At 74.5% G+C, this 21,374-nt stretch carries 16 protein-coding genes; 2 read left to right on the top strand and 14 right to left on the bottom strand.

Going from position 1 to position 21,374, the window contains the following annotated elements; all coding sequences use genetic code 11:
* Positions 1 to 89 precede the first annotated feature (89 nt).
* A complete protein-coding gene (locus B082_RS0120115; protein WP_018553615.1) occupies positions 90 to 698 on the top strand; it encodes a response regulator transcription factor in 609 nt (202 codons plus the stop codon).
* Between the two features lie 13 nt (positions 699 to 711).
* Here B082_RS0120115 and B082_RS0120110 read toward each other — a convergent pair whose 3' ends face one another.
* The 5 genes from B082_RS0120110 to B082_RS38110 all read right to left on the bottom strand — a co-directional run bounded on the left by B082_RS0120110 (position 712) and on the right by B082_RS38110 (position 5,812).
* Positions 712 to 1,950: an FAD-dependent oxidoreductase gene (locus B082_RS0120110; protein ID WP_018553614.1), complete on the bottom strand. Its 1,239-nt coding sequence runs from the start codon at positions 1,948 to 1,950 to the stop codon at positions 712 to 714.
* A complete protein-coding gene (locus B082_RS0120105; protein WP_018553613.1) occupies positions 1,947 to 3,065 on the bottom strand; it encodes a 3-dehydroquinate synthase II in 1,119 nt (372 codons plus the stop codon). Before B082_RS0120105 ends, B082_RS0120110 begins: the two co-directional genes overlap by 4 nt.
* Positions 3,037 to 3,879: a 2-amino-3,7-dideoxy-D-threo-hept-6-ulosonate synthase gene (locus tag B082_RS0120100; protein WP_018553612.1), complete on the bottom strand. Its 843-nt coding sequence runs from the start codon at positions 3,877 to 3,879 to the stop codon at positions 3,037 to 3,039. The genes B082_RS0120105 and B082_RS0120100 overlap by 29 nt, the downstream gene beginning before the upstream one ends.
* On the bottom strand, positions 3,876 to 5,525 hold the full coding sequence (locus B082_RS36345) for a class I adenylate-forming enzyme family protein (RefSeq protein ID WP_078622610.1): 1,650 nt from the start codon (positions 5,523 to 5,525) through the stop codon (positions 3,876 to 3,878). Before B082_RS36345 ends, B082_RS0120100 begins: the two co-directional genes overlap by 4 nt.
* A gap of 80 nt (positions 5,526 to 5,605) precedes the next feature.
* Positions 5,606 to 5,812 carry a thiazolylpeptide-type bacteriocin gene (locus B082_RS38110; RefSeq protein WP_078622609.1) on the bottom strand — a complete coding sequence of 69 codons (207 nt, stop codon included), beginning with the start codon at positions 5,810 to 5,812 and terminating at the stop codon, positions 5,606 to 5,608.
* A gap of 237 nt (positions 5,813 to 6,049) precedes the next feature.
* On the opposite strand from B082_RS38110, the gene B082_RS0120085 reads away from it, so the two are divergent.
* Positions 6,050 to 7,615 (top strand): bifunctional 3-(3-hydroxy-phenyl)propionate/3-hydroxycinnamic acid hydroxylase, encoded by a 1,566-nt coding sequence (locus tag B082_RS0120085; RefSeq protein WP_018553609.1) that lies wholly within the window; start codon positions 6,050 to 6,052, stop codon positions 7,613 to 7,615.
* Between the two features lie 99 nt (positions 7,616 to 7,714).
* Here B082_RS0120085 and mgtE read toward each other — a convergent pair whose 3' ends face one another.
* The 9 genes from mgtE to B082_RS0120040 all read right to left on the bottom strand — a co-directional run bounded on the left by mgtE (position 7,715) and on the right by B082_RS0120040 (position 21,255).
* Positions 7,715 to 9,082, bottom strand: coding sequence for a magnesium transporter (mgtE, locus tag B082_RS0120080; RefSeq protein ID WP_018553608.1), 1,368 nt, complete (start codon positions 9,080 to 9,082; stop codon positions 7,715 to 7,717).
* Between the two features lie 245 nt (positions 9,083 to 9,327).
* Complete coding sequence (locus B082_RS0120075) at positions 9,328 to 10,173, bottom strand: ABC transporter permease (protein ID WP_234018190.1); 846 nt, start codon at positions 10,171 to 10,173, stop codon at positions 9,328 to 9,330.
* Entirely contained in the window at positions 10,164 to 11,156 is a 993-nt protein-coding gene (locus B082_RS0120070) for an ABC transporter ATP-binding protein (protein WP_018553606.1), read from the bottom strand. The genes B082_RS0120075 and B082_RS0120070 overlap by 10 nt, the downstream gene beginning before the upstream one ends.
* Positions 11,156 to 12,190, bottom strand: a complete 1,035-nt coding sequence (locus B082_RS0120065) for a thiopeptide-type bacteriocin biosynthesis protein (protein WP_420707689.1) — start codon at positions 12,188 to 12,190, stop codon at positions 11,156 to 11,158. The genes B082_RS0120070 and B082_RS0120065 overlap by 1 nt, the downstream gene beginning before the upstream one ends.
* 43 nt (positions 12,191 to 12,233) lie before the next feature.
* Positions 12,234 to 13,754: a nitroreductase family protein gene (locus tag B082_RS0120060; protein WP_018553604.1), complete on the bottom strand. Its 1,521-nt coding sequence runs from the start codon at positions 13,752 to 13,754 to the stop codon at positions 12,234 to 12,236.
* Between the two features lie 14 nt (positions 13,755 to 13,768).
* Positions 13,769 to 15,727 (bottom strand): TOMM precursor leader peptide-binding protein, encoded by a 1,959-nt coding sequence (locus tag B082_RS0120055; protein ID WP_018553603.1) that lies wholly within the window; start codon positions 15,725 to 15,727, stop codon positions 13,769 to 13,771.
* Complete coding sequence (locus tag B082_RS36340) at positions 15,717 to 17,528, bottom strand: hypothetical protein (protein WP_051094645.1); 1,812 nt, start codon at positions 17,526 to 17,528, stop codon at positions 15,717 to 15,719. Before B082_RS36340 ends, B082_RS0120055 begins: the two co-directional genes overlap by 11 nt.
* Positions 17,525 to 20,092, bottom strand: a complete 2,568-nt coding sequence (locus tag B082_RS0120045) for a lantibiotic dehydratase (RefSeq protein WP_018553602.1) — start codon at positions 20,090 to 20,092, stop codon at positions 17,525 to 17,527. Before B082_RS0120045 ends, B082_RS36340 begins: the two co-directional genes overlap by 4 nt.
* The gene (locus tag B082_RS0120040) at positions 20,089 to 21,255 is read right to left on the bottom strand and encodes a hypothetical protein (RefSeq protein ID WP_018553601.1); all 1,167 of its coding nucleotides are present in this window, start codon (positions 21,253 to 21,255) and stop codon (positions 20,089 to 20,091) included. Before B082_RS0120040 ends, B082_RS0120045 begins: the two co-directional genes overlap by 4 nt.
* Positions 21,256 to 21,374: the final 119 nt, after the last annotated feature.

Raw genomic sequence — 21,374 nt, 5'->3', positions numbered from 1 at the left:
CATGAGATCATTGAGCGACCACAATGAGCCATCCCGGAGGCATGTGTGGTCCCTCGGTGTGTTGTTTCCGCGTGCATGGGGGGACTGGCATGAGCATCCGCATCGTCGTGGCCGGAGAGTACGCATTGTCCGTCGAGGTGATGGCGAAGTACCTGGATACCGTGGCCGACTTTTCCGTGGTCGGAGCCGCAAAGCAGCATGATGATCTTCTGCCGGCCGTGGAGCGGTTAGAGCCGGCCGTCGCGGTGGTCGAGACGGGCACCGTGGACGAGGACGTACTGGACATACTGGGCCAGTTGCGTACGACACGGCCTCAGTGCGGGGTTGCGCTGATTTCGAGTCAGTCCTCGCCGAATTCCACCGACCAGGCCATCAGGGCCGGGGTGCTGAGCGTGGTGTCCCTACAGGTCGAACTGCCGTACCTGATAGGGGCGATCCGCGGGGCCGCGGTGGGGTGTCTGACCATGGACCCGGGGCTGTTCGTCTCGCAGCCGGTGTCGCTCCACTGTCCGCTGAGCGCCCGGGAGGCCGATGTGCTTCGGCTGACCGCCTCGGGCGCCTCGCTGAAGGAGATCGCCCGGGATCTCTACCTGGCGGTCGGCACCGTACGGAACCTGGCCTCGACCGCCATCAGGAAACTTCAGGCCCGCAACCGCTTCGACGCGGCGCGCATCGCCACCGAGCAGCGGTGGTTGTGAGGGCGGGCACCTCTCAGGGCGCCGTGCTCCCCGGCTGCGGCTCTCGTGCCTCTCCCGTCGCGACGGCCTCCGCGTCATGGCCGTAGAGCCATCCCATGGCCCGCAGCCCCGCCAGGCCGTGCGGGTCCGCGGTGGCGCCGGGGCGGTCGGGGCGGTCCGGCCGGTGCAGGTACTGGGTGCTCCGGCGTGCGCCGCGCTGGATCAGCGTGGTGCGCGGGAGGCGCAGGTCCTGGTAGCGGCGGAGCGCGGCCGGGGCGTCCGCCGGCGCGGCCCGGCCCAGGCAGACGGCCAGGGTGACCGCGTCCTCGATCGCCTGGTTCGCGCCCTGGGCCAGGAAGGGGAGCATGGGGTGGGCGGCGTCCCCGAGGAGGGCCACTCGGGCGGTGACCCAGCCGGGCAGGCTCTCGCGGTCGTGCAGGGGCCAGCGGCGTACCGTGTCGGCGGCGGCGATGAGGCGGGTGACCGTGGGGTTCCAGCCGTCGTAGGCGGCGGCGAGTTCGGCCGGGTCGCCCTCGGCCGTCCAGGACTCCTCGCCCGCCGAGGCCGCGGGGACCGTCGCGGTGAAGCTGATCTCCCGGCCTCCGGAGACCGGGTAGCACACCAGATGGCGTCCGGGGCCGGGCCAGACGCGAACCTCCGGTTCACCGGCGGCCCAGGGGAGACGATCCGCCGGGACCAGGCCGCGGTAGGCGCTGCTGCCGGAGAACACGGGGGCGTCGCCGGCCAGCCGGGCCCGGACCGCGGAGTGCACGCCGTCCGCGCCGATCACCACGTCCGCCCGGTGGCGGGCGCCCGAGGCGAAGGTGAGGTCCACGCCGTCGGGGTCCTCCGTCAGGTCCGTCAGCCGGTGGCCCGTCCGCACCTGGGCGCCGCCGACGGCTTCCCGCAGTACGCGGTGCAACTGGGCCCGGTGGACCGTGTAGTAGGGCGCGCCGTAGCCCTGTCGGCAGGCGTCGCCCAGCGCGGTGGTGTGGAGTGGGAGGTCGTCGTCCCAGCCGCGGATCCGCAGGGCGCGGGGGAGGACCGCGACCGCGCGGAGCGCTTCGGCGACGCCCAGGCGGTGCAGGAGCCTGGTGGCGTTGGGTGCCAGCTGGAGCCCGGCTCCCGCCCCGGCCGGTTCCGGGTTCCGCTCGAAGACGGTGCAGTCCACCCCTTCCCGCCGCAGAGCGAGTGCCAGGGTCAGCCCCGCGATGCCGCCGCCGATCACCGCCACGGCGGCGGCACGTGCCGGTACCTCCCGCGTCCTGGTCACTGCTCGCGGCAGAACTCGTCGATGGGGTAGCCCACATGCCGGTCGGCCGTGGGGACGTAGCCCAGCAGCGTGTCGCCCGGGGCGAGTTCGGTGCAGTTCAGCACCACGCCGCCCGGCCCCAGCACCCGTACGTGCCAGTCGTCCTGGAGGATGAGGTTGACCCGTACGCCCTCCGGTGACACCGCGTCGACCGAGATCAGCGGTCTGGTCTCGACCTTGACCCGGCCCACCGGCACCACCCGGGTGCGTCCGGTGGAGTCCACCGCCAGTGCCGGGGCGCCCGCGTGGAGTTCGCTGAGGTAGTTGGTGCGGCCGTGCGGTGCGACGACGTAACTGTGCACGGCCCCGGCGTTCACCCGGAAGGGGCGGGTCGGCATGTACGGCAGGGGGTGCGTCTCGCTGACGCACAGCACCATGCCCTTGGAGTAGGAGCCGACCAGCAGCCCCTCGTTCTCGCCGAGCTGACTGCAGGTGTCGATACAGGCCCGCTCGCCCATGCCGATGTGCGTCGTGGCGGTGACGGTCAGTTCGGTCAGCGTCAGTTCACCGGCCGAGGACCGGGCCGCCTCCACCAGCGCGGTGGCGTCCCCCACACAGCGGCCGGGCATCATCACCCCGTCCGAGCCGAGTTCCAGCACCCCGAAGGTGATCGCCGCCTCCTCCGGGTTGCCGGCGGTGGTCACGATCGCGCCCTTGGAGCCCGTGGCGGCGGCGATGACGATCTCCAGCGGGATCTTGGTCGGATCGCGGAAGTCGAGGACGCTCCAGCGCTCGGTGCGCGCCGCGTGGCACGCCTCCTCCAGGCTCGTGGCGTCGGTGATCTCCACCAGGCGCCCGAACTCCACCTCGGGATGGGCCTGTTCCAGCTCCGCGCGGCCGGTGAAGCCGGGCGGCAGGATGACGATGTCGGCCGCGCCGGGGAAGCACTCGTCGCGCCACCAGCCCTCACCGCTGGGCAGCAGCACCTTGCGGACGGTGGGCGGGAGGTCGGCCAGGGTCTGCAGGTCACCGGCGACGATGCCGTCGGTCCGCTGGTGCAGGGCCTCCTCGATGATCGCGGGCCGGGCGGTACCGGCGCCACGGATATCAAGCCAGCACAGCTTCTGTCCGTTCATCACACTGCCCTTCTGTCTTGTCGGCCACGAGCGGCTGGGGCTCGCCGTGCACCACGGCGGCGACCCGGGCGGCCATCCGGCGGGGATCGGCGGCCTGGAAGATGTTGCGCCCCATCGCGACCCCGGCGGCGCCGCCGAGCAGGGCGTCCCTGACGAACGCCAGCGCGTCGGTGCCCGAACCACGGCGGGGACCGCCCGCGCACAGCAGCGGGATCGGGCAGGCGGCGACCACGTCCCGCATCTCGGCCACGCTCCCCGCGTACGGGGCCTTGACCACGTCCGCGCCGAGGTCCGCGGCGAGCGTCGCCGCGTGCACCACCAGCTCCGGGGCCTGCGGATGATCGATACCGGGGCCGCGCGGGTAGACCATCGCCAGCAGGGGCAGGTTCCAGCGGTCGCACAGGTCCGCGACCCGGCCCAGGTCCCCGATCTGCTGCCGCTCGTCCGCCGAGCCCATGTTGATGTGGACACTCACCGCGTCCGCCCCGAGCCGCAGCGCGTCCTCCACCGCCGTCACCAGGTACTTGGCGTCCGAATCCGGCGCGTGCCGGGTACTCGCGCTGAGGTGGACGATCAGCGACATCCCGGCGAAGCGGGCCGGGCTGATGTGTCGCAGCACCCCCTTGTGGACGACCACGGCGTCGACACCGCCCGCGGCCAGCTGGCCGGTGAGGTGGTCGATGGTGCTGCCGCGGGGGACCACCGGGCCATCGGTGACGGAGTGGTCGAGCGGGGTGATCAGGAGCCGGCCGTCCCCGTGACGGAACAGCCTGCCGAGCCGCATCTCCCGCGCGAAATGCAGATATGACGTCATATCGCTCTCCTCTCCCCGGTGGTTTCCCGCACGCCGGGTTCGCTGTCCGCCGCCTCCGCGAGGCCGCGGAGATACCGCACATCGGGCTTGCCACTGTCGTTCGACGGCAGCTCGGGCCACCGGCTGATGTGCACCGGCACATGGGCCGAGTCCAGTCGCGCCCCGACATGGGCCCGCAGCCGGACGTCGTCGCCCTCGCTCCCCGGACGCAGGGACACCGCCGCGTACACCCGCTCCACCCGGTCGTGGTCCCGTACGCCGAACACCACCGCCTCCCGCACCGCCGGATGCTCGGCCAGGACGCGTTCCACGGCGGCCGGATGCACCTTCTGGCCGCCGCTCTTGATGACCTGGCCCAGGCGGCCGGTCAGCCGGAGCCTGCCGTACACGTCGAGACGGCCGAGATCGCCCGTACGCAGCCGGCCGTCCGGGGTGCCGCCCTCCGCCGGGTCGCGGCCGAGGTAGCCGTCCATGACCGTCGCGGACCGCACGCACACCTCGCCGGTCCCGCCCCTGGGGACGTCCCGGCCGGTCTCCGGGTCGCGCAGGCTCAGTTCCACCCAGGGGAACGGCCGGCCCACGGTGCCCAGCAGCTCGGGCTCCTGATGGTCCAACCGGTCCAGGCCGCAGATGCCGCCCGCCTCCGATGAGCCGTACAGCTGGGACAGCGGGCCCGCGAACCAGCGCAGCGCGTCGGCGATCCGGTGCGGCGCGGCCGGAGTCCCGCTGTACACCACCTGGCGCAGCGCGGACAGGTCCGGGCGGGCGCCGGCCGCGGAGAGTCGTTCGGTGAGCCGGTAGAGGTGCGGCACCGCCAGATAGGTGTCCGTCACGGCGAGGCGGCCGAAGGCGTCCAGCACCTCGTCCGCGTCGAACCCCTCGTGCAGGACCACGGACCCGCCGGCGGCCAGCACCGCGTCCACCATGGAGCCCACCGTGTGGCTGACCGGGGTGACGGCCAGGACACGGGCGGGCCCGGTGGGGCCGGGGGCGGCCGGGTAGATACCGACGGTCGAGTTCCAGGTCCGGTAGCTCTGGACGATCCCCTTGGGCAGTCCGGTCGTCCCGCTGGTGAAGGTGATCCGGGCGCGGACCCCCGGGGCGTACGGGGCCACGTCGTCAGGTCCGAAGCCGGCGTCCGGGGGCACCGGGGCCAGGGCGCCGCCCGCGGGCGGGGCCGAGCTGCCGGGGGCGGGCAGCAACAGGCCGCGCAGGGCGGGCGAGACCAGTGCGGCGGCCCGTACCGCCGTGGTCTCGTCGGCGACCAGGAGGCGGCTGCCGGTGTCCCGCAGCACCTCGGCCTGGACCTCGGGCGAGAGCATCTCGGCGTCGCTGCGGGGGTTGGCCGCGCGGACCGACACCACGGCCGCGCCCAGCAGATGCGCGGCGTAGCGCGCGAAGAGCGCCGTGGGGTGATTGGCCGCCGTGAGAAGGGCGACGGTGTCGCCCGGGGCGATCCCCCCGTCCCGTAGCGCGGCAGCCGTGTCGAAGACCAGGGACAGGCTCTCCCGCGCGGTGAGGCAGAGCCCCGACCAGTACACCGCCGGCGCGTCCGGGTGCTGTGCCCAGGTGTGCGAAAGCCGGAAGGCATAGTGCTCGTGCCGCGCCCAGGACGGGGGTATCCGCACGGGGGGACCAGCGCTCATGGGGCTCCTCTCCGGGACGTGCACGGGGACGGTCCCGCGTACCGGACCGGGAAGGCGGTCCGGTACGCGGGCACCTGCGATCAGCAGCAGCAGCAGGTGGAGGAGGACGACGAACAGCAGAGGCTGACGTCCGCCGCCGCCTCGGAGGCGACGCTCAGGCTCGACGAGCTCGCGCCCATCTCCGGCAGGCCCACGCTGTCGGAGACCTCCAGCACCTCCAGCTCGTCGATGTCGAACGAGGCGAACAGGTCGCCGCCGGCCGGAGTCTCACTGGCGAGAGTGCTCATGTTGGATCCCTTCCAATGCCTTGTGCAGAGGGCTTCGATGACGCGCTGATGCTGGCAGCCGCGCGTCGGCCGGGACAACGGCCGCCCGAGCCGCGCTGACATTCATCACGTTCTTTCCCCAGGGGGGTTCCGCGGGGCCCTCCGGCGTGGAACGGGGGCTAGCGTGACCACGTTTCCCGATTTCCCGGCGCGGTCCCACCCGGGGAGTCCACTCGCTCTTCGGGAGGGGAGAGAAAGTTGAGCGCTGCGCCGCCCCCGGCCTCGGAAGAGGCCCCCGCCGACGTCCTCGTCGTCGGATTCGGCCCGGTCGGCCAGGTGTTGTCGATCCTGCTCGCCCAGCGCGGCCGGCAGGTCACCGTCGTCGAACGCTGGCCCCGGCCGTACCCGATGCCGCGTGCCGTCGCCTTCGACGCCGACGCCGCCCGCATCCTCGACGCCGCGGGGGCCGGCCCCCACCTGAGCACGTTCGGGGAACCCTCCGAGGACTACGTGGTCGCCGACGCGGCCGGCCGCACCCTGCTCCGTATCGGGCTGGGCCACGACCCCGCCCACCGCTGGCCCGCGTCCACCTCCATGTACCAGCCGGGCCTGGAGGAGGCGTTGGAGCAGCGCGCAGCGCGGATACCGAACCTGCGGCTGCTGCGCGGGCACGAGGCGGTCCGGCTGACCGCCCGGGAGACCGGCGCGGACCTCACCGTGCGCCCCGTCGCCGGGGGCCCGGAGCGGGTGCTGAGGGCCCGCTGGGTCATCGGGTGCGACGGCGCCAACAGCATGGTGCGCGAGGCGATGGGGGCCACACTGAGCGAGGGCGGCTTCGCCCTGGACTGGATGGCCTGCGATGTGACACCGCACCGGGCTGCGGACTTCCCGCCGTGCAACGTGCAGATCGCCGACCCCGCCCGCCCCCGGGTCGCGGTCTCGGCCGGACCCGGGCACCGCCGCTGGGAGTTCATGCGGCTGCCGGGCGAGGCCCCCGAGGCGTTCGGCACCGCCCGCAACGCCTGGCGGCTGCTGGCCATGTTCGGCGTCGAACCGGGCAACGCCACGCTGGAACGCCACGCCGTCTACACCTTCACCGCCCGCAACGCGGACCGCTGGCGGGCCGGCCGGGTGCTGCTCGCGGGAGACGCCGCCCACCAGATGCCGCCGTTCGCCGGGCAGGGCATGTGCTCCGGCATCCGCGACGCCGGCGACCTGGCGTGGAAGCTGGACCGGGTGCTGGCCGGTGCCGCGCTGCCGGAGCTGCTGGACAGCTACGAGGCCGAGCGCCGCCCGGACGCGCAGGCGAGCATCGACCGGTCGGTGGCGCTCGGCCGGATGATCTGCCTGACCGATCCGGTCGCCGCGGCACACCGGGACAGTGCGATGGCGTCCCGGCCGGACGCGGACGTCGCCCGCCCCGCACAGCCCGGCGTCCACACCCCGGACGGGGGGCTGTACCACCGGGGGGCCGACGGCACGGCGGGCTTCGGCGCGGGGCTGCCGGTCCCGCCCGGGGTACTGGGCGGCGCCGGGCACCTCGGCCCGGACCCGGTGCTCCTCAGCACGGACGGCCCCGTCGCGCCGCTCGCCCCCGGTCTGCCTCAGTGCGCGGCACGCTGGCGGCTGCGGACGCGTCACCTGCGGCCCGGGGACCCCGCCGACGAGCCGCTGCGGGGCTGGCTCGGGTCGCTCGGCGCGACGGCGGCGGTCGTGCGCCCCGACTGCCGGGTCTACGGGCTGGCCCGGAACCAGGCGGAGACCGAGGCGCTGCTGAGCGGGCTGGCCGGCCAGTGGGCGCCGTCCCTGGAGCCGACCGCGTAACGCCCCGGCGCCCGGGTGGGTCCTGGCCCGCCGCTCACCCGACGGCGGGCGCGGGCGGTTCGGACACGTACCGGCGTCCGACTCCGTCCGGCGTGCGGGTCAGACGCCCAGGACGACCTTCGCGGTCAGGAAGTAGATGATCAGGCCGGTGGCGTCCACGAGGGTGGTGACCATGGGCGCGGAGACCACCGCCGGGTCGATCCGCACCCGCCGGGCCAGCAGCGGCATGGCGCCGCCGATGGTCGCCGCCCACCCGCAGATGATGACCAGGGTGATACCGACCACCAAGGCGATCCTCGCGCTGACGAACACCGTGCCCAGCAGCAGGCCGAGCACGGCCAGCAGGGACCCCAGGACCAGGCCCACCCGGCATTCCCGCCAGATCACCCTTATCAGGTCCGAACTCCTGACCTCGCCGACCGCCAGTGCGCGTACACAGGCGGTGGCGGCCTGGGCGCCGGCGTTGCCGCCCGCGCCGATCAGCATCGGGATGAACAGGGCGAGGGCGGCGACCTGTTCCAGGGTGGTCTCGAACGCCTGGGTCACGCCGACCGTGAGGGTCGCCGCGACCAGCAGCAGGCTCAGCCACAGCGCCCGGTAGCGGGCGAGCTGCCACACGGAGGCGGCCATGTAGTGGCCGGCCCACGGCGCGGCACCCGCCTGGCGGGCGACGTCCTCGGTGTCGGCCGCCTCGATGACCTCCACGGCGTCGTCGATGGTGAAGAGCCCGACGAGCCGTTCCTCGCTGTCGACGACGGGCAGGTTGAAGTCGTTGGTCTCCCGCATCAGACGGGCCGCGGCCTCGGCGGAGTCGGTGGCGTACGCGGAGGCCGGCTCGGTCACGACCAGCTCGGAGACCATCGTGCCCGGTGCGTTGAGCACCAGTTCACGCAGTTCCACCACCCCGGTCAGCCGGCGGCCGGAGTCGACCACGGGCAGGGTGTACACGGTCTCCGCCTCCGCCCCCTTCTCCCGTACGGTACGCAGCGCCTGCTCGACGGTCAGCGACCGCGACAGCGCCATCACCTCGGGTGTCATGTAACGGCCGACGGAGCCCTCCGGGTAGCCGAGCAGCGAGGAGGTCATCCTGCGCTCGTTGGGACTCAGCCCGGCCAGCACCCGCTTGACGACCTTGGCCGGGGCCTCCCGCAGCATCCTGGCCCGGTCGTCCGGGGCCATGTCCTCGATGAGGTCCCGGAAGGAGCGGTCCCGCAGCCCCTCCAGGATCTGCTGCTGGTCGACCGGCTCCAGCTCCTCGAACACCTCCAGCGCCCGGTCCTTGCGCAGCAGCCGGAACGCCACCCCGGCGTCGACCGCGTCCATGCGTGCCAGCTCATCGGCGATCACATGCGGCGGATGCGCCTCCAGCCACTCCTGGGCGGCATCCAGCCGCTGGTCGCCCACGACGTCCCGCAACGACTCGGCCTGCTCCGCGCTCGGCTCGGGCGGCGGGTTCGACTGTGGCATGGCAGGTCCTCGGGTACAGCGGTGGATCAGGGAATCGGGCATCACCCGCCTGCGAGGACCGACCGGCACCGTTGCCGTGTCCTCCGCCCTTGAAGACGCGATCGCAGGATAGCGCGCATGGCCTGCCGGGGCTGACACCGCCCTTCGCGAGCGACGGCGGAGCCGGCCCCGGACGAACCGGCGGAGGGGGTGACGGTCCCCCCGGACCCTCACCCCCTCCGCCGGTTCGCTCCACCGGGACAGGCTCAGTGGAAGCGCTGGCCCTCGTCCCGCCGGTAGGCGTACACCGACAGCACCGCCAGGGCCACCGTCCACCCCACGAAGGAGATGGCCGCGACCGGGTTCAGCCGGTAGTCGCCCACGGCCGCCCACATCAGCTCGGCGGCCCCGCGCGTCGGGGTGAAGGGGGCGATCGTCTCGATGAAGCCGGGTGCCTGGCCCGCCCCGGAGAACAGCCCTCCGGCGAAGGCCAGCGGGAAGAACGTCAGCTGAACCACCGTCAACGCCGCCCGGATCGGCAGCAGATAGCCGATGGTCAGCCCCAGCAGGGTGAACGGGACGGAGACCAGGATCACGACGACCACGCCGGTCAGGAAGCCCAGGAGGGTGGTGGTGGCCTCGGTCGCCAGTGCGGCGATGAGCAGCAGCGGGATCATGGACAGCAGCATCGTGAGCAGCCCGGACAGCAGCCTTCCCGCGAACTTCGGGCCCGGCCCGCTGGGCAGCGTACGGGTGTAGAGGTCCCACGGGTGCTGGCGCTCCTCCGCCACCCCGATGCCGTGCCCGAAGAGGTTGCTGATCATGGTCGCGAAGACCACCATCGCGGCGGTCGCGTAGGTCGCGCCCACGGGGTCGTCGCCGGCGGCCGGGACGACGAAGAACAGCATCGAGGCGCCCGGGAAGAACGCCGTGCCCACCAGCGCGATCGGGATGCGCATGGTGCGCAGCAGCTGGTAGCGCGCGTGCATCAGGGACATCCTGACCTGGGTGCGCAGGGCGGCGCGTACCCCTTCGGCGGGGGGCCCGCCGGGCAGCAGACCGGCGGGTGCCGCCTCGGAGGTGCTTGCCGTCTCAGGTGTGCTTATCGCCACGGGCCGTTTCCCAACTGTGTCGTCTTCGCGGGCGCGCCGGCGGGGGCGTCGTCGGCCTCCGCCTCGTCCGCGAGGGTGAGGAACGCCTCTTCCAGCGTCGCCGAACGGACTTCGAGCCCGGAGAACGGTGCCCCGCTCATGACCAGATCGCGCACCAGCGCGTCGGCGTCGGGGGTCAGCAGATGGACACGGCCGTCGACGCGCTCGGAGGTGAGGATGCCGGGCAACGAGGGCACCTCGTCGGCCAGCAGGCTGACCCGCTGGGCGCGCACCAGTCCGCGCAGCGCGTCCACCGTGTCGTCGGCGGCGACCCGGCCCCGGGTGAGTACCACCACGCGGTCGGCCAGGTGCTCGATCTCCTCCAGGTAGTGACTGGTCAGCAGCACGGTGCCGCCCTCGGCGTGGAAGGCGCGGATCACCTCCCACAGAGTGCGGCGGGTCTCCACGTCGAGCCCGGTGGTGGGCTCGTCGAGGAACACCATGCGGGGCCGTCCCACGAAGGCCAGGGCCACCGCGAGCCGGCGCTTCTCACCGCCGGACAGCCCGCCGGTCTGGCGGCGCTCCTTGTCCAGCAGCCCGAAGTGGTCCAGAAGTTCGCCCCGGGGGACCGGGTTCTCGTAGTGCGCGGCGGCGAAGTCGGCCACCTCGCCGACCCGGAGCGTGGGGGGCAGCCCGGTCTCCTGCGGGGTGACGCCGATCAGCCTGCGGTGCACCGCCTTGCGCGGGTCGCCGCCGAACAGCTCGCAGTGGCCCGAGGTCGGCCGGCGCAGTCCGACGAGCAGGCTGAGCAGGGTGGACTTGCCCGCGCCGTTGGGCCCCAGCAGGCCGACCAGCTCGCCGCCGCGGATCTCCAGATCGATCGGGTGCAGCGCGGTCTTGTCGCCGTAGGACCGGGACATGCCCATGGTCCGGACGGCCATCGGCGGTGCGCCGGCCGACGGGGCGGCCGCGGGGGCCGGCTCGGTGAGCAGGGTGCGTGCCATCAGTGCTCCTTGGGTGCCGGCTGCGCGAGGGCTTCGGGCGTGCCGGGCTCCACAGGCGGGAAGAGGTGGACCAGCCGGGCGTAGGTCTGGAGTTCCTCGGCCATGGTCAGTCCGAGGCGGTTGTGCAGCATGTGGACGTGGGAGAAGAAGACCTCCCCGGGGTGTTCGACGGTGCCTTCGGTACGGACCCGGTCGGCCAGGTCGCAGAGCAGGGTGTGCCAGGACGCGAACGGGCCGTGCTGGGCCGGGTCCACGGCGGGCGGTGCGCCTGCCGGACGTTTTCCGGTGCCCGGGTTGGACCCGCACAGCCGGTCCAACTGCTCGGTGGAGAGCCGGAATCCGGCCCCCACCATCTGCCGCAGGGCCTCCAGGCCACGCGCGTAGAACATGGCCTGGTCGGCCGGGCCGCCCAGCGCCGTACCGGCGGACATGGCCGCCCGCAGCGCCATCGCCGAACGCGACCGCGAGTCGGGCAACCGGGGCAGGAAGGCGCGCACCAGTTCGCTGGAGAGCTGGAACAGCCGCTCCGTGGCGGGCATCGGAGCGGGCCCGCCGTACCGTTCGGTCTCCGGGACGTAGGTGTCCTGGTAGACGCCCGGGTCCCGGGGGCCGGCCGGGCGGACGCCCCGGTGCGGCTCCTCCAGCGCCGACAGCCGCCGGGCGTGCGCCAGATAGGTGTCCCGGTCGAGCGGCTCCTCACCCTCCAGCAGCGGGGTCGCGCGGCCGAGCCGGTCCTGGAGCAGCCGCTCGGCGCGTGCCGTCTCCGAGGCGGTCAGCCCGCCGACCCGCAGCCGCAGATGCGGCCCGTGCTGCCAGTACCGGATGAAGAACCAGGGGCGGCCGGGAAACAGGTCCACCGCGGGGCCGATGACGTCGGTGACCACCCGGTCGTGCGCGGACCGCGCCATGGACCCGATGTGGAGGTGCCAGGAACGCCACTGGACCGCGGGGCCCGGTTCCTGGGAGGCCGCCGCCTCGGGAGCCGGCCAGTGAGCTGTCCGGGATGCCGTGCGACCGGTGGATGTGGACTGCACCGTTGTTGTCTCCGTTCTCTCATTCACTGCCGGAGGTCGAGCGTCACTGCCGCAGGTCGAGCAGCGGGCCGCTGAACCTCGACGTCCCGCTGATCACTGCGAGGACCACCATCTCGTCGGACGGCAGCCCGAGGATGCGGCGTGCGGGCGCCTCACGGAACGCCCGCACCGGGCGCGCGTAGAGGCCCGCGGACGCCGCTGCCAGCGTCAGTCCGTGCACGGCCCAGCCGCAGGCGTACTGCGCCGCCGTCCAGCCGCTGGTGCCGAGGTGCGCGGCCAGTTCCCGGGGCCGGAACGACAGGAACCACAGCACGGACGCGTGCCGTACGTCGCAGCCGTTGCCCGGCGCCAGGGGGTAGCCGTAGATCTCCTCCAGCCGGGCCGGTACGCCGGGACCGGTGGCGCGCGGGGTGTAGGCCGAGGGGGTCACCTCGTACACCCCGTCGGGGTGGCCGGTCACCGACTGGGTGACGGCGGTGACGCGCAGCGCCCCGGCCGCCGCCCGAGGTCCGGCGCCCGGCGGGGGCGTCAGCAGCCAGTCGCGCGCGGTGTCCAGCACCTCGCCCGGTACGGTGCGCGGCCGGGCGTTGTTCCCGAACAGGCCGCGCGGCATCCGTCCCGAGGTGCGCTGCCACAGCACCTCCGCCCAGGACCGGCCGGTGTCCGGCGCGGTGGACGCGATGGCCGTGTCCACCGGGGACGCGGCGGCGGGGAACTCCTGGGCGCGGTTCATCTCCACCACATCGGCCATCACCCGGTCCGGCACCGCCTCGGCCGGGCCGTGGTCCGGACCGGCCGGCCCCGCGGAGGCGTCCCCGGCCAGCTCGACCACCACCGGCAGGGTCCACTCCCAGCTGGGCGTGAGGCCGAACTCCGCGAGCCGTTGCCGGGCGCCGGGCCCGGGAAACCGCACCCGCGCCGGGATTCCCAGCAGTTCGAGGGCCACGCACAGCGCGCGCAGCGCGATGCCCAGCTCCAGCTGCACCAGCGAGCCCCGGTACCAGCGGTACGTGGCGGGGAGCCGGGTGAAGCGCCCGGTGAGCAGCACCTCCCGGGCCGCCGAGGGCGCCGACGAGGCGCCGGACAGCCCGGCCAGCGCCCGCCGGTACGGGTCGAACACCTGCCGCCTGCCCCGGTCGTTGACGAGGACCTGCACCGGGAACTTGGCCCGCACCGAGGCGTAGCCCCGGTGGTCGTTGAACGGGTTCTCCGGTTCGCGGCGCTGCACCCCGAAGGCGGCGACCAGCGCGTGTGCCAGTGCCCGGTCCTCCGGTACGCCCGAGATCCGGCCGGCCGGGAAGGGGGCGTCCTCCAGCAGGTCGACCGTTCCCGGCGGCAGCGCGGTGAGGTCGTCGAACCGGGCGGTGCCGGGCAGCCGGGGGGCCACCGGCAGGGCGGAGACCGGCACGCCGGGCGGCGGCTCCGCGTCCGGCGGCATCGGCGGCTCGGCCGGCCGGTCGGCCCCGGCGGCGAACAGGTACCACATCCGGTCCCGGGCCATCGTGTCCGCGTCCTCGGGCACCGGGCCCGCACGGTCCGGCGCGGGGGCTTCCGGTACGTTCACAGCTGCCTCCGCGGTCACGGGAACGGGTGGGGGTCGTAGGGCGCCGTACGGTGCTCCGCGGGGGTGCCCGCGAGCGCGGCCGCCAGCCGGGGCAGCCCGCTCAGCCGCTGCTGGGCCTGGCCGAAGCACATCGGGGTGATGCCGGGCACGACCGCCTTGGCGACCGCGAGCCCCAGGTCCCGGTGCTCACGGGTGGACTGGTCCACCATCAGGACACGTTCGAGCCCGGCGTCCGCGAAGAGCCCGGCGGTGAAGTCCAGCGCCCGGCGCACATCACCGCCCGCCGCCTCCCGCAGCCGGTGCGGCCAGGCGGGAAAGGCGTCCCGCAGGGCGACCCGGCGCCCGCCGAGCACCGAGACGACGCGCGGCAGCGCCTCCGGCAGCGAGTACAGCTTCAGATGGTCGTGCAACTGGTCCACCAGCCACGGATCGGCGAACATCGGCTCGATGTCCTCGCGGGTCCAGGTCACCGGATCGGTGACCAGCTGCGCCAGCTCCCACAGGGCCGTACGCGCCACGGCCACCGGGTCGCAGCCGGACCCCGCGGCGGAGAAGCTGGCCGGGAAGGGCTGTTCCCGGTTCACCGCGAGCGACCAGACGACCGGGAGGTCGATGTCGCCGGTCGCCACCAGCAGATGGACGTCGAAGCCGTGTGCGTCGATGAGGTCCAGCAGCCGCCGCGAGGCCGGATCGGTGACGGAGGAGAGCTCGATCGTCGGCAACGGGGCCGCCCGGTGCCAGGCGTTCAGGAAGGCGTCCCGCTCCGCCAGTTCGAACAGCGAGTGCAGCACCGCCTCCTCCGGCGACGAGCCCAGGGCGCAGCCGCTGGAGGAGTCGTGGAAGTAGAAGGTGCGTGCCCGCGAGTCGCTGCGGCGCACCGTGTCGTACGCCCGCCCGAACCGGTGGTCGTACTGGTAGAAACCGATCTCCGCCGGGACGAGCGACGACGGCCCGCCGTGCAGGTCCCGGGCCCACACCCAGTTCATCGGGGTGTCCGGGCTGTACGGCGTGACCCGGCTGCCGGGGTGGGCCAGCTGCTCCTCGGTGTACTGGCCGAGGGTGCCGGGGTCCACGGCCCGGTCGGCGACCTCGCGGTAGCTGACCGGGCCGACGACGGCCGCCTCGTGGGGGAAGCCCCCCAGCCGCTCGTACGCCTCCAGGATGGCGACCGGCTCGGCGTCGGCGAAGGTCCCCGCGCGGGCGAAGCCCATGGCCAGCGACTCCGGCAGGGAGGCCACGCTCATGGCGTACGGCGGCGACGCCTCCCGCACCACCCGGTCGACCGGCCCGAACCGGGGGTCCACCGTCCGCGCGCGGAGCAGTCCGGGGCCGAGCAGCCCCGCACCGTCCGCGCCGCGCGTCGGCCCGTCCGGTCCGGCGGGTATCCGCCGCACCGGCCACGGGGCGGGCGGGGCCGGGTCGAGCCCGGCGGGGTCGGCGGCGCAGACCCGGCAGCGGGCGCTGCGCCGGACCAGATGGCGGCGGGAGGAGGGCCCGCCGAGCGCGTACAACTCGCCGGCCTCCAGGGGGCGTTCGTCCAGGCTCCGGAGGACGGGGGCCAGCATTTCCAGCAGGAACGGGCGGCGCATCGCGGGACGCGAGACCGGCCGCAGGGGGTCGGCGGCCAGCGGATGGCCGGCGACCACCCGGGAGCGCAGCTCCGCACAGCCCGCGCAGCCGCCCTCCGCCCCGGGGACCCAGTACGGGCCGATCAGGACCTCACCGCCGAACAGCCGGACCGACAGATGCGGCCGGCCGCCGGCCGACGCGGCGTCCATCTGCTCCCGCTCCCAGTCCGGGTTCCAGCCGCGGTTCAGGGAGAGGGAGCCGGGCCGGGCGGCGACCAGCGGGCGCAGCGCTCGGGCCCACTGCCCGGCGGCCGGCCCGGTGAGGTCGGGACCGGTCGCCACCTCCGGATGCGGGCCGGCGGCGGGCTGCGGCCGGGCGGGGGCCGTCATGATCTCACCGGGCATGTGCGGGCTCCTCGGCGTGCGCCGGGGCTTCGGGGGAAGCCGGGGGGACGGGGCTCGGGACAGGGCTGAGCGCGACCGGGCCGAAGAAGACGGGCAGGGTGCCGAGCACCGGGTCGGACCGCAGCGGTGTCCCCACGGGCTCCCCGGGGAGGAGGCCCGCCGCCGCGCGGGCGGCGATCTCCGCGCGCAGCCGCGCCAGGGCTTCGGGACCGGCCGTCCGCAGGGCCCCGGTGTGCACGGCCGCGACCTCGGCACCGGGCCGCAACCCGGCCGCGATGCGGCCGGCGAGGACCGTACCGAGGCAGCCGTGCGCGGCCTCCTCCCCGGTCGGGCCCCAGCCGTGTCCGTACACTTCGCCGGTCTCGGCGTGCACCGCCCGCGCCAGCGGCCAGCCGATCCCCGGTATCTCCAGCAGCCGCACCACGACCGGGAGTCCGTGCTCCTCGGCCAGAGCGCGCCGCACCACCTCGGTGCCGGGCAGCAGGCGTACGGGGTCCGGCCGCTCACTCGGCGCGGCGCGCTCGGTCAGCAGCCTGAGGGCGCCGTCCAGCAGCCACTGGTCCTCGGTGATCCCGGCGGCGCCCACCGCCGGACCGCCTTCCGGGACGGCCAGTCGGCGCAGGGCCTCCAGGGCGACCGCGACGGTGGCACCCTGCTGGTCCCTGGCCCAGCCGATGACCTCGGCCCCCTTCCGGCCGGGCAGCCCCGCCTCGCGCAGCGCCAGCGGCAGCTGCGGCAGGTCGCCGCCCTCGGCCAGTTCGAACAGCCCGGTCCAGGGCGCCGAGAGCGGGGCGACGACGCCTTGCAGCGCCGGGTCCGTCACCGGAGCGTTCCCGCTCTCCGCCGGAGCCGGAGCCGAAGCCGGAGCCGGGGCGGGCTCCGGGGCGGCGGCACCCGCCGCGGTGCGCAGCATGTCCGCCGACAGGTCCTCCCCGTGCACGACATGCGCGCCGCCCGCCGTGCCGACGCCGGCCAGCACCTCGAACACCAACTGCCCGGCCAGGGCCCCCGCCAGCGCGTCCGCGCCGGGCCGGGGCGCGGGCCCGGTCTCCCGGGCAGCGGCCCAGTCCTCGGCACGGGCCGCCAGCGCGTCGGCGGTGTGCGCGCCGGACCCGCCGGTCACCACCGGGCCGGCCAGAGCGGTCGGTCCGAGCCGCACCGGGACCAGCGGCACACCGTCGCGGAGCCCCAGCAGCCGGGCGGCGGCCTCCGCGACACCGGGGCCCTCGGCGCACCAGATCACCGCGTCCACATCGCTCACGTCCAGACCGTCCACGCCTTCCGTGAGCAGCTTCGCGCCCAGCCGCCGTGCGGTGGCCACCGCGTCCTGCGGGTCGGTGGGGGCGAGCACCAGCCGGCCCGCACCGGCCCGCGCCAGCCCACGGGCCGCGGGCAGCACGGCCGCGCAGGGCCCGTGCAGCAGGACCCGGGCGGCGCGCAGCGCGCCGAAGGCGGCGTACGGGTCGTCGCTGAACGCCTCCAGATGGGCGAGCGCCTCACCGAAGCGCTCCCGGGTCTCCTCGTCCGGTGCGGCGGCGGTGAACCGCTCCGTGTCCAGCAGCAGGTCGCGGGCGCGCAGTTCGTCGGTCAGCCTGCGCACGGCGGGCCTGGCCCGCTCCGAGCCGAGGGCCGCCACCAGCTCGTCCTCCGTCGCGCCCGTCTCCAGCAGCGGGACGCAGACATCCGCGACGGTGAGCAGCACCTTCGGACCCAGAATCACGAACTGGGTGCGCGGCCCACTGAAGTAGACGCCTCCCGTGACGGGTGCATAGTGCAGATACGGCCGTGACCTCATCGTCATGCGGTCTTTCCTCCGTAGGTGAAGGGAGCACCGGCGGTCCGGGCGATCTCGACCACCCATTCCGCCGCGTGCCGGGAGTCCGCCACGGTGGGCAGGGCCTCTTCCAGATAGCCGGGGCTCCGCCGTTCCATCAGCCGGGGCAGCACCCGTACGCTCACGGCGCTCTCCAGGTCGGTGTACTGCGGCTTCTGCCGCTGCCGGTGTTCCTCGGCGCCGAAGCCGAGCGCGGCGGCGGCCTGGAGCGCCTCCGTTCCGTAGGTGTCCTCCAGCGGTGTCTTGAGGACCACTTCGGCGGGTGCGCCGTGCCGGGCGCGCCAGCGGGCGAGCGCCCGCAGCCGGTCGGTCTCCTCCCGGCCGGCCGTGACCGCTTCGGCCAGTTCCTTCCCGCCGTACCAGCGCCGCCTGGCCAGCACCGCCCGCCCCACCGAGACGCGGGGGCAGACCCGGGTGGCGTCACCCGAACCGCCCGCCGACGCGAGCCAGTCGCCGACGAAGTCCTCCATCAGCCGGCCGCCGCTGACCAGCCACGCCGCGATACGCACCGGGGCGGGCAGGAACTCGGGGTGGCCGCTGCCCAGGGTCAGCACCCGCAGGTCGCGGCCCTCGGCGTCACGGACGCACAGCGCGTCGGTGGCCGGATCGTGGGCGAGGCGCAGCGTGAACCAGCCGTCCGCGTCGATGCCGTGGGGCAGCACCCGGGCGTGCGCGTTGACGTTCAGCCGGTGCAGCCCGAGGTCCTCGGCGACCCGGCGGCCGTCCGCCCCGTACTGCCGCCGCAGCCGCTGTGCCAGATACGGCAGGGCCGGGCCGCCCAGCTCGCGGTCGGCGCCGAGGAACCGGCCGTAGAGCATGCCGTGCCCGGCGTACGCGTCGTTGTAGATCAGCCGGTCACGCCAGGGCTGCACCAGGACGCCGTAGGCCAACGGGTCCTGGCGGAAGCGGTCCGGGAGCGCGGCGACCAGGCCGCGGGCCTCCCGCGCGGTCAGGACCACGTCCCGGGCGTCGGGGCCCGCGTCCGTGAGCCTGCTCCGCATCCGGGCCAGGACGTCCACCCGCAGTCGGTGCAGCCGGCCGAGGGAGCCGTCGGCCGGGCCGCCGTCCTGGGGGATCTCGCCGTCCAGCGAACCGCCCCGCCGGTAGACCTCGGCGGCGATCCGTTCGGCGTGCTCGGCGAGCGGCACCTCGGCCCCCGCCCCGTACCACTCCACGAAGATCGCGGAGAGCACCGCGCGGATGTCGTGCAGCCGGTCGAAGACCGACAGGAGTTCCACCACCGCCGCCATGTCGTCCAGGGCGCCGTGCCAGGGGGCGGTGTCCACCGTCAGGGACGGCAGTACGTAGTCCTCCTCCACCAGGACCTGCGCGGGCCGGGCGGCGCGGTTGCTGAGGTCGGCGAGCGTGCCGCGCAGCCGGGTGAGCACGGCGGTCCGCCGCTCGGCCGGGGCGGCGGCGACCTCCGGGAGCAGCCCGTTCACCTCCGCCAGGAGCGGGGCGCTGGGCAGGCCGGGGCGGTCGAGCGCCGTACGGAAGGGCAGGTCGCCGTCCTCGGGGCCGTCGCTCAGGCAGAGGATTCCCGCACGCACGGCCCCCCGCACCGCGGTCAGCGCGTCCTCGGCCGGGCAGCCGAACTCCCCGGCCACCTCGGCCGCGACGGCGGACACCTGCCGGGCGCCCAGGGCGACGGCGTTCAGCATCGGACGCACCGGCCCCGCGACCGAGGTGGAGAGCCGGCGGATGAGGCCCCCGGAGGGCTGAAGGAACATCAGCTTCTCGCGCCCCGGCCCGAATTCGGAGGTCGGCGGCAGCTGCACCCAGTCCTCCGGCCGCACCGCCCGCCCCGGTTCGGCCTCGTACCTGAGTCCGCCGAGGACGTAGTGCAGCATGATCCGGTCCAGCCCGACGACCGGGACCGCGCCGTCGGGGGCCACGTCGTCGAGCGCGACGCCCCGTGGCCCGGGGCGGGCCAGCCCGACCGCGGTGAACCGGGAGAGCGGGCTGGTGCGGATCATGGCGCGGGTGACGTACTGGACCAGGCCGCGTTCGGACTTGCGCAGCCGGGCGGACAGCTTCCCCCCGCCCTCCAGGGCGGCGCGGTAGCGGTCGGCGCCGGCGGCCACCTCCGGTGCGACCAGGGCGAGCGAACGCCTGAGGTCGTCATCGGCGAGGAGCCCCGCCAGCCGCTTCCGCTCCCGGTCGGCGGCCTGCGGATACTCCCGGTCCAGCGCCTCGCGCAGCGCGTCCCGCTCGGAGCGGGCCGCCCGCCAGCGGGCCACCGCGGGCACCGGCTCGTCCCCGGTGCGCGGGGCGCGGTCGTTGTGGATGTCCCGGCGCAGTGCGATCAGGGGGCCGCGCCCGCCGGGGTCGGCGGTGGCGCCGATCAGCTGGTGCAGCTGCGCCGAGCAGACCTCCGCTGCGGCCTCGACCTCGTTCTCCGCGGCGCACACCTCGTCCAGCAGCGCGGCCAGTACGGGGTCCGCGAGCCGCGCCCTGGGCAGCGGGTTGACGCGCAGCATCCAGAGCGGTTCAGCGGCGGGGGCGTCCTCGCCCGTCGTCCCGGGCCTCACGCGACGGTCCCGGCAGTCCGGCCAGTGGCCGTCCGGGCCTGTGCCGTCCGGGCCAGGCGGTCGCTCCAGGATTCGCCCAGCACCTCGTCCACGGTCTCCGCGATGGCGTAGCACAGGTAGTAGCGGTGCATCGGGGACACGTCCAGCAGCAGCAGCTGCTGGTAGAACAGGTTGATCAACAGGCGGTAGGACGCGAACCAGTCGGTGGTGCCGGCCACGGCCCCGGAGGCGTTCACCGCGGTGTGGAAGTCGCTGCCCCGGTGGCCGGTGACGTCCTCCTGGCCGGGCGGTCCCATGGTGCGCCGGTCGAAGCCGCCCTCCCGTTCCTCCAGTGTCCGCAGGGTCAGCGTCTCCTGCGCGACGGCCGAGTCGAAGACCCCCATGCAGTAGCCGAACGCCTGACGCCAACGGGCCGCCGAGGGGCCACCGGTGTCCGCCAGGGTCTGCTCGACCAGGGCCCGCAGCAGCGGTGCGTCACCCGCGAGACGGCGGGCGAAGACCGGCCGCACGTCCTTGCGGGGCGCCGCCCAGGAGAGGAACGCCTCGGCGTGACTGCGCAGCGAGAACACCCCGAACGGGATACCGGAGTGGTGGGACGCCGCCAGCGCGACCATCGCCTCCGCCACCCGGGTGGGCAGGGTGCCCGCGCCCGAGGCGGCCTCCGCGACGGCCGCCGTCAGGGGCCGGTTGATCCGGGTCAGCGCCAGATCGCACAGGGCGTTCAGCGGTTCGGGCCAGGTGGCGGTCCGCGTGGCGTCCAGCCATTCGAGCCGGCCGTGCGGGCGCATCGGCAGATAGGGCGGCTCGACCCGCTCCAGCCTGCCGAACTCCCGTGCGCGGACGAGGTAGTCCTCCTCGCTCAGCTGCTCCTCAGGGACCAGCGGCCCGGCGTCCAGCTTCGCCGCGATGTCGTCCCAGGGCAGCACGGCCCCCGCCTCACCCCCGGCCGGCCGGGCCACCAGGTCCACATGGGGGCCGTGCAGCCAGCCCCGCCGCAGATACAGCACCGGGGCGTTCAGCTCCTCGTCGAGCGCCCGGACGGCGGGCAGGACGGCGTTCGCCAGCCACTGGGGATGGATGCCCCCTCGCGTGAAGAGCCGGACTCCGGTGGTGATGCCAGGGGCACGGGCCGGAATTGCAGCGGGTTCGGTATCCAGGTTCAAACCGTGTCACCTGCCGTGATCGGGGCGGTCGGGGCGAGCCGCCGCCGATCCTGCGTCGCCGCCGGGTGACCGGACAACGGCAGGGGGAGCCCGGCTGACATGCGTCACGGCTTTGATGA

The organism is Streptomyces sp. ATexAB-D23 (assembly GCF_000373645.1).
Lineage (GTDB): Bacteria > Actinomycetota > Actinomycetes > Streptomycetales > Streptomycetaceae > Streptomyces > Streptomyces castrisilvae.
This window is presented reverse-complemented; position numbering and strand designations above follow the sequence as displayed.

Coding starts and splice junctions, on each gene's coding strand:
- B082_RS0120105 (WP_018553613.1), bottom strand. CDS start 3,065: ATGAACGGACAGAAGCTGTGCTGGCTTGATATCCGTGGCGCCGGTACC.
- B082_RS0120115 (WP_018553615.1), top strand. CDS start 90: ATGAGCATCCGCATCGTCGTGGCCGGAGAGTACGCATTGTCCGTCGAG.
- B082_RS38110 (WP_078622609.1), bottom strand. CDS start 5,812: ATGAGCACTCTCGCCAGTGAGACTCCGGCCGGCGGCGACCTGTTCGCC.
- B082_RS36345 (WP_078622610.1), bottom strand. CDS start 5,525: ATGAGCGCTGGTCCCCCCGTGCGGATACCCCCGTCCTGGGCGCGGCAC.
- B082_RS36340 (WP_051094645.1), bottom strand. CDS start 17,528: ATGACGATGAGGTCACGGCCGTATCTGCACTATGCACCCGTCACGGGA.
- B082_RS0120100 (WP_018553612.1), bottom strand. CDS start 3,879: ATGACGTCATATCTGCATTTCGCGCGGGAGATGCGGCTCGGCAGGCTG.
- mgtE (WP_018553608.1), bottom strand. CDS start 9,082: ATGCCACAGTCGAACCCGCCGCCCGAGCCGAGCGCGGAGCAGGCCGAG.
- B082_RS0120070 (WP_018553606.1), bottom strand. CDS start 11,156: ATGGCACGCACCCTGCTCACCGAGCCGGCCCCCGCGGCCGCCCCGTCG.
- B082_RS0120055 (WP_018553603.1), bottom strand. CDS start 15,727: ATGCCCGGTGAGATCATGACGGCCCCCGCCCGGCCGCAGCCCGCCGCC.